The sequence below is a fragment of the Micromonospora sp. NBC_01638 genome, assembly GCF_045209745.1.
Classification (GTDB): Bacteria; Actinomycetota; Actinomycetes; order Mycobacteriales; family Micromonosporaceae; genus Micromonospora.
Genome location: NZ_CP109273.1, coordinates 4,273,698 through 4,285,971 on the forward strand (window position 1 = coordinate 4,273,698; position 12,274 = coordinate 4,285,971).

10 protein-coding genes are annotated in these 12,274 nt (G+C 72.0%); 5 read left to right on the forward strand and 5 right to left on the reverse strand.

Features of this window, described 5'->3' with window-relative positions; genetic code table 11:
• Positions 1–8 precede the first annotated feature (8 nt).
• The 4 genes from OG811_RS20230 to OG811_RS20245 all read left to right on the forward strand — a co-directional run bounded on the left by OG811_RS20230 (position 9) and on the right by OG811_RS20245 (position 6,295).
• Positions 9–1,112, forward strand: coding sequence for a substrate-binding domain-containing protein (locus OG811_RS20230; protein WP_406067901.1), 1,104 nt, complete (start codon positions 9–11; stop codon positions 1,110–1,112).
• A gap of 103 nt (positions 1,113–1,215) precedes the next feature.
• Entirely contained in the window at positions 1,216–2,478 is a 1,263-nt protein-coding gene (locus OG811_RS20235) for an ROK family protein (RefSeq protein WP_406067902.1), read from the forward strand.
• Positions 2,479–2,601: 123 nt separating this feature from the next.
• Positions 2,602–5,382, forward strand: coding sequence for a DEAD/DEAH box helicase (locus tag OG811_RS20240; RefSeq protein WP_406067904.1), 2,781 nt, complete (start codon positions 2,602–2,604; stop codon positions 5,380–5,382).
• A gap of 10 nt (positions 5,383–5,392) precedes the next feature.
• A complete protein-coding gene (locus OG811_RS20245; RefSeq protein ID WP_406067905.1) occupies positions 5,393–6,295 on the forward strand; it encodes an SWIM zinc finger family protein in 903 nt (300 codons plus the stop codon).
• A 25-nt stretch (positions 6,296–6,320) separates the two neighbouring features.
• Here the strand turns inward: OG811_RS20245 and OG811_RS20250 are convergent, their stop codons facing one another.
• Complete coding sequence (locus tag OG811_RS20250) at positions 6,321–7,931, reverse strand: hypothetical protein (protein ID WP_406067906.1); 1,611 nt, start codon at positions 7,929–7,931, stop codon at positions 6,321–6,323.
• A 161-nt stretch (positions 7,932–8,092) separates the two neighbouring features.
• On the opposite strand from OG811_RS20250, the gene OG811_RS20255 reads away from it, so the two are divergent.
• Entirely contained in the window at positions 8,093–9,181 is a 1,089-nt protein-coding gene (locus tag OG811_RS20255; protein ID WP_406067907.1) for a DNA glycosylase AlkZ-like family protein, read from the forward strand.
• A gap of 47 nt (positions 9,182–9,228) precedes the next feature.
• Here OG811_RS20255 and OG811_RS20260 read toward each other — a convergent pair whose 3' ends face one another.
• From OG811_RS20260 to OG811_RS20275, 4 genes are all read right to left on the reverse strand, one after another.
• A complete protein-coding gene (locus OG811_RS20260) occupies positions 9,229–10,209 on the reverse strand; it encodes an ABC transporter permease (RefSeq protein WP_406067908.1) in 981 nt (326 codons plus the stop codon).
• The gene (locus OG811_RS20265; protein ID WP_406067910.1) at positions 10,206–11,096 is read right to left on the reverse strand and encodes an ABC transporter ATP-binding protein; all 891 of its coding nucleotides are present in this window, start codon (positions 11,094–11,096) and stop codon (positions 10,206–10,208) included. The genes OG811_RS20260 and OG811_RS20265 overlap by 4 nt, the downstream gene beginning before the upstream one ends.
• Before the next feature lie 20 nt (positions 11,097–11,116).
• A complete protein-coding gene (locus OG811_RS20270) occupies positions 11,117–11,524 on the reverse strand; it encodes a GntR family transcriptional regulator (RefSeq protein WP_406067911.1) in 408 nt (135 codons plus the stop codon).
• A gap of 271 nt (positions 11,525–11,795) precedes the next feature.
• Complete coding sequence (locus OG811_RS20275) at positions 11,796–12,068, reverse strand: hypothetical protein (protein ID WP_406067913.1); 273 nt, start codon at positions 12,066–12,068, stop codon at positions 11,796–11,798.
• Positions 12,069–12,274: the final 206 nt, after the last annotated feature.

Here is a 12,274-nt window from a genome sequence, read left to right on the forward strand (position 1 = left end):
GTCCTCACATGCGTAAATTCTTTGGCACGTCGGTGGTCGCCGTCAGCGCCGCCGCCATGCTGGCCCTCGCCGGCTGCGGCTCCGGCCGTGACGGCGACTCCGACACCAAGGGCGAGGCCGCCAAGGGCTTCGCGGCGAACTCGCTGATCGGCGTGGCCCTCCCGGCCAAGACCTCGGAAAACTGGGTCCTCGCCGGTGACCTGTTCACCAGCGGCCTCAAGGAGGCCGGCTTCCAGAGTGACGTGCAGTACGCCGGCGCGTCGACCACGGTCGCCGACCAGCAGGCCCAGATCACCGCCATGGTGACCAAGGGCGCCAAGGTCATCGTCATCGGCGCGACCGACGCCGCGCAGCTGTCGACCCAGGTCGCGGCGGCCCACACGGCCGGCGTGAAGGTCATCGCGTACGACCGGCTCATCACCAACACGCCGGACCTCGACTACTACGTCGCGTTCGACAACTTCAAGGTCGGCCAGCTCCAGGGCCAGGCCCTGCTGGACGGCATGAAGGCCAAGAAGCCGAACGGCCCGTACAACATCGAGCTGTTCTCCGGCTCGCCGGACGACAACAACGCCGGTGTCTTCTTCAACGGCGCGATGGACGTGCTCAAGCCGGAGATCGACAAGGGCAACGTCGTCGTCGCCTCGAAGCAGACCGACGTCAAGCAGACCGCCATCCAGGGCTGGAAGGCCGAGGGTGCGCAGGCCCGTATGGACCAGCTGCTCACCTCGACCTACGGCAACAAGGAGCTGGACGGCGTCCTCTCCCCGAACGACACGCTGGCCCGCGCCATCCTGACCTCGGTCAAGGGTGCTGGCAAGCCGACCCCGGTCGTCACCGGTCAGGACTCCGAGGTTGAGTCGGTCAAGTCGATCGTGGCTGGCGAGCAGTACATGACGATCAACAAGGACACCCGCAACCTGGTGAAGGAGACCATCAACATGGTCAAGGCTCTCCAGGCCGGTAACGCCCCGCAGGTGAACGACACCAAGTCCTACAACAACGGCAGCAAGGTCGTTGACACGTACCTGCTCCCGCCGGTCGCCGTCACCAAGGCGAACGCGGCTGAGGCGTACGCCAACGACCCGAAGCTCGCGCCGCTCACCAAGTAATCACCGCACGGTAGGCAGCAACGCCGATGGGTCCCGGATCTCCTGTTCCGGGACCCATCGTCGTCCTGGCACCCCTGGCACCGACCCGGAAGGAGGTCTGACCGTGGCGACACCCGTACGGTCCAGGTCAGCCGGCGTCGGCCGCAACCCCGAATCCCCGTTGCCGTCGGTCTCCGGCGCCAGCCAGGAGGAGATCCGACGGCAGAACCTCGGCGGCGTGCTGCGCTACGTCCACCTGCACGGGCCGACGTCCCGGGCCGAGTTGACCAGCCGGCTCGGCCTCAACCGCAGCACCATCGGCGCCCTCGCGGCCGACCTGGTGGCCTGTGGCCTCGTCACCGAGGAGGTGCCGACCACCGCCCGTCGCGCCGGCCGCCCCTCGCTCGTGGTCAGCCCTCGCTCCGACCGGGTCTACGCGCAGGCGCTGAGCATTGACGCGGACCGACTGCGCGCGGCCCGGGTCGGGCTCGGCGGGCGCATCCTCGATCTGCGCGAGGTCGCCCGCCCCAGCGGCATGTCGACGGTCGACGCCGTCGGGCCGCTCGCCGACCTCGTCCGCGACATGGAGCGCGGCGTGGCCGCCGACGCGCTGCTCGTCGGCGGAGCGGTCGCGGTCACCGACACCACCCGGGACGCGGACGACAGGATCCGGATCGTCGGCATCGACGGCACCCTCGGCGCCGCGCTCGATGCCGAACTCTCCGCCGGCCCGGGTTTCGTGGCCGGCGATCTGGCCGACATCGCCGGCCTGGCCGAGCACGTCCGTGGCGTGGCGGTGGGCGTCGACGATCTCATCTACCTGCACGGTGGCCTGGGCATCAGCGCCGGCATCATCATGGGTGGCCGACTGGTGATCGGGCACCGGGGCCACAGCGGCAAGGTCGGCCACATGGTGGTCAACCCGAACGGGCTGCCCTGCGGGTGCGGCTCACGCGGCTGCTGGGAGACCGAGATCAGTGAGACCGCGCTGCTGCGGCACGCCGGGCGGGAACCCGGCGACCGTGCAGCGGTGGCCGAGGTGCTGCGCGCGGCGGTGGACGGCGACCAGATTGCGCGAGAGGCGGTCGAGCGGGTCGCCGACTGGCTCGGCTTCGGCGTGGCCAACCTGGTCAACGTGGTCAACCCGGACGCCGTGGTGTTCGGCGGCTCGCTGCGCGACATCTTCACCGCCGGGGCGGCCACGGTCCGCAGCCGGTTGGACGCCATGCCGCTGGCGGTCTCCCGCGAGCACCTGCGCCTGGAGGCGGCGGTGCTCGGCCCGGACGCCGTCCTGATCGGCGCGGCCGAGCTGGCCTTCGACAAGCTGCTGGCCGACCCGCTGAACGTCGGCGTCGTCGGCCAGGTGCGGTCCGCCGACCCGGCGTAGCTGCTCCCGTGCGTGCTACCGTACGACGTACGATAGTGGTTGAACCGGGGCTTGTCGACCGTCGTAGGCCACGATTGTCGGGTCGGTGGGCGGCCGCCCACCGACGATCCATCAGGAGGCAGAGTGCCGTTCGTGGTCGTCTTCACCCCGGGCGACCCGCCACGGACCGGCGCGGTGCACGTCCACCATCCGAGCGGCGACGCGCTGCCTGAGGAGTTCGACGGGTTCGGCGAGGGCGGCGAACTTGGGCTGGTCCTCCCGCGCGACGGTCGGCCGGAGCTGTGCACCGTTGCGGTCAGGTCCATCGGCGTGGGCGACGCGGTCCGCCGGCTGGTGGCGTTGCGCAACACCGACCAGGTCGACCCGGCCGCCGCGTTCTGGTCGGCGGTCGCGGTCACCGGGCTCCACCTCGTCGCCCGAGGACGAATCCTGCCCGGAGTGTCCCCGCAGGGGTACGACGCCTGGCGGGCCGGCCCGTTCGACGTCGAGGACGTGCGCCGCATCCGGGCGTTGGCCTCCGCGATGCCCCCGACGGCGCGCGCGGTGCCGCTCGACCTCACGGCGCGACGGCTGGTCCTCCCCGACCCGGAGGAACTGGTCCGCGCCTTCCTCGACGCGGTGGCCGACACGCTGCCACGCACCCCGGCCGCGCCCTGGCTCACCGGCGACCCCCGATTCACCGCCCTGGCGCCCCAGCCGGCCGAGGAACTGCGCGACTGGGCCGGGCAGGTCTCCGCCGGGGTGGACACGGGCCTGCGGGTGGCGCTGCGAGTGGAGATGCGGGGGGACCTCGCCACCACCGCGCCCCGCGCCGTGGTCCGGCTGCGCAGTCTCGCCGACCCCACCCTGGTCAGCGACGCCGACGCCCTCTGGGCAGGCGACCAGCACGGTCTCGGCGACCGGGCCACCGTGGAGGCGATGCTCGCCGTACGACGCGCCGCCGCGCTGTGGCCGCCGCTGGAACGCCTCCTCGACGAGGCCGCGCCGGTCGAGCTGGAGCTGCTCGACGAGGACCTGGTCGACCTGTTCGACGGCGCCGAGGCGCGGCTGGTCGCGGCCGGCATCGACATCGAATGGCCGGCGCAGCTCTCCCGCGCGCTCACTGCCCGGGTGCTGGTCAGCTCCCCACCGGAGCAGCCCGCCGATCCGGCGGCCTTCTTCCGCTCCGCCGCACCGATGCCGCTGAGCTGGCAGCTGACCCTCGCCGGGGTTCCGCTGACCGACGCCGAGGCGGACCTGATCGCCGGCGCCCGGCCGATCGTCCGGCTGCGCGACGGGTGGGTTGCGGTTGCACCGGAGCTGGCCCGCCGGGCCGCCGAGCGCCGGCTCACCCCGCGCCCGGCGTACGAGGCCCTGGCGGCCACCCTGACCGGCAGCACCGAAGTGGTCGGCGAGCGGGTCGACGTGGTGGCCGACGGGTGGTTGAGCGCGCTGTGCGAACGGCTCGCCGACCCTGACGGTGGGCCGGAGCCGCTGACCCCGCCGGCCGCGCTCGGCACCAGCCTGCGCGGGTACCAGCTGCGTGGGCTGCGCTGGCTGGAGCGGATGACCTCGCTCGGGTTCGGCGGCTGCCTCGCCGACGACATGGGCCTGGGCAAGACGGTCACGGTCGTGGCCCTGCACCTGCGCCGCCAGCTCGACCGGGCCACCGCCGGCCCGACCCTGGTGGTCTGCCCGGCCTCGGTGCTCGGCACCTGGGAGCGGGAGATCCGGCGGTTCGCCCCTGGCACGCCCGTACGCCGCTTCCACGGCAGCAACCGGTCGCTCGCGGAGCTGGCCGACGGGATCGTGCTGACCAGCTACGGCACCATGCGCCTCGACGCCGACACCCTCGCCACCGCGCGCTGGGGGCTGGTGGTCGCCGACGAGGCGCAATATGTGAAGAATGGGCTCAGCGGCACCGCGAAGGCCCTGCGGACGATCCCCGCCCCGGCCCGGGTGGCGCTCACCGGCACCCCCGTGGAGAACAACCTCACCGACCTGTGGTCGATCCTCGACTGGACCACGCCCGGCCTGCTGGGCGTGGCGGGGAAGTTCCGCGCGACCTGGGCCCGGCCGATCGAGGTGGACCGGGACTCCGCGAGCGTCGGCCGGCTGTCCCGCCTGGTCCGCCCCTTCCTGCTGCGCCGCCGCAAGACGGACCCGGGCATCGCCCCGGAGTTGCCACCCAAGACGGTCACCGACCACCTGGTCCCGCTGACCGCCGAGCAGACCGCCCTCTACGAGAAGGTGGTCGACGAGGTGCTGGCCGAGATCCGGGCCAGCGGCACCGGCATCGCCCGGCGCGGCCTGGTGCTCAAACTGCTGGTCGGGCTGAAGCAGGTCTGCAACCACCCGGCGCACTACCTGAAGGAGACAAACGGTCCGCTGCGCGGCCGGTCGGAGAAGCTGCACCTCCTCGACGACCTGTTGGACACCATCCTCGCCGAGGGCGGCGGTGCGCTGGTCTTCACCCAGTACGTGCGGATGGCCCGGCTGCTGGCCCGGCACCTGACCGAGCGGGGCGTACCGGCGCAGCTGCTGCACGGCGGCACACCGGTGCCGCAGCGCGAGGAGTTGATCCGCCGGTTCCAGGCCGGCGAGGTGCCGGTCTTCCTGCTGTCGCTCAAGGCGGCCGGCACCGGCCTGACCCTGACCCGGGCCGACCATGTCATCCACTACGACCGTTGGTGGAACCCGGCCGTGGAGGAACAGGCCACCGACCGGGCCCACCGGATCGGGCAGACCAGGCCGGTGCAGGTGCACCGGCTGATCGCCCAGGGCACCCTGGAGGAGCGCATCGCCGCCCTGCTGGAGACCAAGCGAGCCCTGGCCGACGCCGTGCTCACCGGCGGCGAGACGGCCCTGACCGAGCTGTCCGACGCCGAGCTGCTCCGGCTCGTCCGGCTCGGCGACCAGGAATGAGGGGAGGAACGTGACCGGCGACGAGGATTTCGACGACCTGTGGGACGACGACGCCGAACCGGTGCGGGACGACGGACGGGCCCGCAGCTTCCCGGCCTTCGCACCGGACCGCCGGATCGGCCGGACGTTCGCCGCCACCTGGTGGGGCACCGCCTGGATCGACGCCCTGGAGCGGGCCGCGTTCGACCGTGGGCAGCTGAGCCGGGGTCGCCGGTATGCAACCGGCGGTCAGGTCGGCCCGATCACCGTGAGCCCGGGCCGGATCTCCGCCCCGGTCCACGACGGTGACCCGGACCTTCCGCACGACACCGTGGTGCGTATCGGCCCGCTCTCCGAGCGCCAGTGGGACCGGCTGCTCGACGCGCTCGCCGCGAAGGCCGGGCACATTGCCGCGCTGCTCGATCGGGAGATGCCGGCTGAGCTGGTCGACACCGCCGAGGACGCCGGGGTACGCCTGCTGCCCGACTACGGCGACCTGGAGTCGGAGTGCGACTGCCCGTCCTGGGACCAGCCCTGCCGGCACGCCGTGGCGCTGGCCTACCAGATGTCCTGGCTGCTGGATCGCGACCCGTTCGTGCTGCTGCTGATGCGTGGGCGGGCCGAGGCCGAACTGGTCGAGGAGCTGCGCAGCCGTAACGCCCGGCGGCAGATCGCGGTGGCGGACGACGCCCCGCCGGTCGGCACCCCGGCGGAGGAAGCCTGGGCCGCCGCCCCGGCCCCGCTACCGGCCCCACCCGCGCCGCTGCCCGGCGTACCGCTGGCGCTCGCCCCGATCCTCGCCGGACACTTTGCGCCCGGCGTAGATGCCGAGGCGCTCGGGCTGCTCGCCGCCGACGCCGCTTCCCGGGCCCGGCACCTGCTCGCCGCCACCCGCGCGGAGCTCCTCGTCCGGACGTGCGGCGCGCCCCGGTGACAGACCACCGGGGCGCGCCATCGGATCAGCCGGCCGGGCGCAGCACCCGGCCCGGGCCGGCGGCGTTGTCGGCCGCGGCCTGGCTGCGCTGCGTCCCGGTGACGCAGACATCGTCGCCGAGGAACGCCTCGCGCCACACGTAACCGGCGAGGCAGGTGTGCGGGCCGTACGGGCCGCTGACCCAGCGGCTCGCGGCGACCGCGTTGTCCGCGAGCACCTGGGATCGGGTCGTGCCGGTCACGCAGACATAGTCGGACTGGTCGGCGTCGCGCCAGACGTACCCGCTGACGCAACTGTTCGGGCCGGACACCAGTCGGGCCGGGTTGCGCCGGGACGCCGCGGCGGCGTTGTCCGCGGCGGCCTGGCTGCGTTGCGTGCCGGTGACGCAGACGTCGTCTCCGGCGTACGCCTCGCGCCACACGTAGCCGGCGACGCAGGTGTGCGGGCCGTACGGGCCGCTCACCCAGCGGCTCGCCGCGGCGGCGTTGTCCGCCCACACCTGGCTACGGGTGGCGCCGGTGACACAGACGAGGTCGCCGGGACGGGCCTCCCGCCAGACGTAGCCCTGCAGGCAGCGGTTGACCACGTCGGTGGTCACGGTCACCGACGCGGCGTCGCCGGAAACCCAGTTCACCCCGATCTGTACGCCGTTGGCGTTGAGCGACTGCGCGGGCCCGCCGCCGGGGCCGGTGCGCAACAGGGTGGGAGTGCCGTTGCGAACCTCGTGCAGCAGCACGGTGTCACCGGGGATTGCTGCGCTCCAGCCGGTCTTACGGCGGAACTCGACGGTGTAGTAGTGGAACAGGTCGGCCGGGTCGAACGGGATGCGGACCAGCTGCGGGCCGCTCGCGGCGGGCACCTCCAGCGGCGCCAGGGTGAGTGCGCGCGAGCCGACCCCGTCGGCGGCCATGGTGAAGACCCGGTTCTTTGGCAGCCAGCCCAACTCGTCGCGGTTAGGCCCGTTGAGCCCGACCGCGCTGGTGCTGTAGTTCGCGGTGTTGAACGCGTAAATGTGCATGGCGCTCATCTCGTCCCACGGGTCGTCGTACTCGCCCGGCTGGGACCAGGGCGCGTTCTGGTACGTGGTGTCGTTGGAGAACGAGTGGCCCAGGTTGTAGCCGTGCAGCATCTCGTGCGCGGCGAAGCCGACGTTCCAGGCGCCCGGGTCGAGCAGCACCCGGCCGCCGGCCGCGCCGGAATCCACCCAGTCGTTGAGCATGACCGCGATCCGGTTGCCGGCGGGCACCCCGTAGCCGGCGGCCGCCGCGGTGTCCACGCAGCGCTGGGTCCGGGTCCACCGGTCGGTCGTCTGGAACTGCGCCAGCGTGTACGGCATCGTGTACCAGCCCCGGACCACCGAGCCGGCCAGCGACACCCGCCCGCCGGACTGGTCGGCCAGGTAGTCCGCCACCCCGCCGGTGCCGGTGCCGGCCGCCGTGAGGAAGTTGGCGAAGTGCGATGGCGGTTGTGGCTCCGCCGGCTTGTCACTGAACTTGCACAGCAGCACCGACCACGCGGTCGCGTTGCGGATCGGGCTGGCGGCCGCCGGGGCGGCAGGCAGTGCCACCGCGCCCAGTACGGCGCAGGCGAGCGCCACGGTCGACGCGGCGACCCGACGGAAAATCTTGACCTTCACGCGTGCGCTCCCATCCCTGTGGCCCGCCCGGCGCGAGCCCTGCGGTCCACATCGGAGCACCCATGGTGTTCGGGTGGGCGCTTTCGGTCGCGTTGGCGACGGGCCGGGAATCCGACTCGGCTGGTCGGCGCCCTGTCGGTGGTGACCGTTAGGCTCGCGGCGTGGTTACCCACCAACTCGATCGGGTGCAGGCACGACGGATCGCCGTGCGGGCCCAGTTGCTGGGCGATTCGCGACCGACCGACCTGCTCACAGTGGTGCGTCAGCTGACGCTGGTGCAGATCGACCCGACAGCCGCCGTCGCGCCCAGCGCGGATCTGGTCTGCTGGAGCCGGCTCGGCTCGTCGTACCAGCCGTCGCAGTTGCGGCAGGCGCTTGAGCAGGATCGGACGCTCTTCGAGCACCAGGCGATGCTGCGACCGATGGACGATCTGGGGCTCTATCTCGCGGCGATGGCGGTGTGGCCCAGTTACGAGCGGCAGCGCGAGTGGCTGCGCGCCAATGACGCGTTCCGGCGTGACGTGCTCCGCCTGCTCGGCAGCTCCGGTCCACTGCTCTCCCGCGACATCCCGGACACGTGCCCGGTGCCCTGGCCATCGTCGGGCTGGACCAACAACCGCAACGTCACGCAGATGCTGGAGTTCTTGGTCCTACGCGGCGAGGTCGCTGTCGCCGGTCGGCAGGGCCGACAGCGGTTGTGGGACGTGGCCGAGCGGGTCTATCCGGCGGGCACGCCGGTGGTCCCTTTGGAGCAGGCGCATCGGGTCCGCAACGAGCGCCGGTTGCGCGCGCTGGGCATTGCCCGGGCGAAGGCGGCGGCCGTGCCCGGCGAGCCGGCGGAGGTCGGTGACGCTGGTGAGCAGGCGGTGGTCGAGGGCGTCCCAGGCGTCTGGCGAGTGGACCCGGCCGCGCTCGGGCAGCCCTTCACCGGGCGTACGGCGCTGTTGTCGCCGTTCGACCGGCTGGTGCACGACCGGGCCCGCCTCGCAGAGCTTTTCGAGTACGAGTACGTGCTGGAGATGTACAAACCGAAAGCGAGTCGGCGGTGGGGCTACTTCGCGTTGCCGATCCTGCACGGCGACCGGTTGGTCGGGAAGGTCGACGCCACGGCCGACCGCCGGCGCGGCTCGCTCGTGGTGCACGCCATCCATGAGGACGTGCCCTTCACTCCGCAGCTGACCCGGGCCGTGCACGACGAGCTGCGCGACCTCGCGGCCTGGCTCGAACTGAGCGCCGAGGGCCTGCGCTGACGGGTGCTCGCCGAGGCCCCGTGCCTCGACGAGCACCCGTCGCCCGGCTAGGCGATCCGGCGGACCCGACGCACAGCGAGGTAGAGCAGGAGCAGGGCGAGGGCGACGAAAATGCCCGTCTCGATGCCCTGGAACAGCCAGAACCGGTCCGCTGGCTGGTACAGCTCCCAGTTGTACGCGCCCGGCTGAAGGCCCAGTTCGGCGCCGCAGACCCGGCCGTCCGGGCCCTTGCCACCCGGTGGGCACTGGATCCGGGTGTCCTCGGCCACCATCGTCCCGTCGGGGTTTCGGATGCCCATGGAGAGGACCCAGTCACCCCGGTTTCCCTCCGGGATCCCGGCCCCCTCGATCGGGAAGGTCTGGGTGCGGGCGGGCTGGTAGTGCGGTCGGGCCAGGAGCTCGACCGCCGCCCGTACGCCGATGAACCCGACCAGGGTGATGCCCATGGCGGGCAGCACTCGCTTCCAGACGGTGCCGGCGAAGATGCCGAGCGCCACGGCGAAGAGGGTGTAGCCGATCGGAGCGATGCCCTGCAGGTCGAAGACGATCGCGCCGAGTCGGCCCTCTTGTGCGGCCTGGGTCAGCGGTGTGACCCACCAGGACATGCCGAGGCCGTAGCAGACCGCGAGGAGCACCGTGGCCACGCCGACCAGCCCGAACTTCACCAGTGCCCAGCGGTTCCGGCCGACGCCCTGGGTCCAGGCGAACCGGTGCGTGCCCTGTTCCACCTCGCGGGCGACCAGCGGCGCGCCCCAGAACAGGCCGACCAGCACCGGCAGGGTGATCAGTAGCACCGCTACCAGGTTCAGGCTGCCGTACTGATTGGAGAAGCGGTGGAAGCTCGCGTTGCAGGTCTCCGCGGCTGCCTCGCTGATGGCGACCGGCCGGATGCACTCCGCCAGCCCCAGGTCGGCGAAGGTGTGCCGCATCGACAGGCCGATGGGCACCATCAGGGCGGCGAGCGCCGCGAATCCGAGCAGGGTGTAGAACGCCTGCTTGCGGTGTTGCCGCCAGGTCAGCCAGATCATGCCGGCACTCCCCACTCGCTGTGACTGGTCTGCGTGTTGCCGTCGGCCAGGTAGGCCAGGACGACGTCCTCCAGGCTGACCTCGCGCACCGTCCAGCCGGGATCGGTGATCGGGCCGTCGGTGCGGACCAGCAGTGTGGACTGCCGGTCGGTGTGGCTGGCCCGGATCACGGCGGCGACGCCCCCGATAGCGCCGCCGTCGTGCCGTGGGCCGACCAGTTGGCGGTGCTCGGCGACCAGGTCGTCGACCGCGCCGGTGAGCTGCACCTGGGAGGCGTTGAGCACGATCAGGTGGTCGCAGACCCGTTCCAGGTCAGCCAGCAGGTGCGAGGAGAGCAGGACGGTGGTGCCGGAGTCCGCGACGCTGCCCATCAGCGACTGGAGGAACTCCCGTCGCGCGAGGGGGTCGAGGCTGGCGACCGGTTCGTCGAGCAGCAGCAGCCGGGGTTGCTTGGCCAGCGCCAGCGCGAGCGCAACCTGGGCCCGTTGCCCGCCGGACAGCTTGCCGACCGGCCGGTCCGGCGGTATCCCGAGCTGCGCCAGCCGGGTACGGGCCAGCGCCGCGTCCCACCGCCGGTTGAGCTTGCCGCCGGCGATGACCAGCTCGGCTGCGGTGAAATCCCGGTACAGCGGGGTGTCCTGGGCGACGAAACCGATGTCCGCCAGACCCTCCGTGTCGCCGTACGGTGACCTGCCGAACACCCGGACCGCGCCCGCGTCGGGCTTGAGCAGCCCGACGGCCAGGTGCAGGAGTGTGCTCTTGCCCGCGCCGTTCGGCCCGACCAGCGCGGCGATCCGGCCGGCCGGCAGGTGCAGCGAGCAGTCCCGCAGCGCCCAGGCGCTGCCGTACCGCTTGCCCAGCCGGTCTGCCTCTAAGGCCATGTCCATCCTCTGTCCTCTCGTTCCGCTCACGCGGGCTCTTTCTGTGGGGTGTCGTCGGCGAGGGTGGCGCGCAGCGTGGTCTCCACCAGGGCGATGACGTCCTCGGCCGTGAGGCCTGCGGCCTCTGCCCGGTGCAGCCAGGCGACCAGGTCGTCGCGCAGCTCGGCCTGGTTGGGGAGGGACGCGCCGGCCAGCGTGCGCTGGACGAACGTGCCCACCCCGGGTCGGCCACCGACCAGACCCTCGATCTCCAGCTCCCGGTACGCCTTCAACACCGTGTTCGGGTTGATCGCCAGGGACTGCGCGACGTCCCGGACCTTTGGCAACTGGTCGCCCGGCACCAGCAGGCCCACCCGCAGAGCCTGTTTCACCTGCTGCACGAGCTGCATGTAGGTGTTCACCTTCGACCGGCTGTCCAGCACGAACTCGATCACTCGAGATGATCCTTCCTGTTGTCCTACGACAGTAGGACTAATAGACAGCTTGGTTGGGCGACCCGGCTGCTGTCAAGGGACGCACAGCGTGTTGCTGGCCGCCGGCCGCTGCTGCGCCGGCTGGTCGGTGTCGCCGGCTGAGCCGGCCGACTAGGTGCGGACGTCCGCACGAGCGTGATGCCGGTGAGTCATTTTGATGACTCACCGGCATCACGCTCGTTGAGGAACGTGTCGAGCCGGACCCGGCGTGGGTGGCCGGAGTGGGTCTGGGTCAGGTCCGGCGACCCTCGTCGCGGCTCGGGATCTCCTGGCGTTGCTCGAGAGCGTCCGCCGGGTTGGCGTCGGCCGGCAGCGTCGTGACCTCCTCAAGCGTCCCCGCTGGCAGGGCGCCCTGTTCGGCCAGATCCGCCTCGGATGCTTCGGGGTCGACGTCACCCGACACTCGGTCCGGCGGCCCGTAGTCGACCGCGTTCTGCCGTTGCTCGAGGGCATCCGCCTCCGGAGGGGGGAACGTGTCGCCCTGCTCGTCCCGGTACGTGCTCATCGGAGCCTCCTACCCGGCGGGTGTCGACATGCCGCCGGGCCGCTGCCTACCCGCCGCCGTCGCACTCACGCGTTATATGGTCCGGCGGAAGGAGTTGATCTCAACCTGAGTTCCGAGCTGCCCTCGGCCGGTGCCATGACCTACGTCATGACCCGCAGGGGCGACGACTGGCGCATTGCCCTGGCGCAGACGACACCGATCCGCTG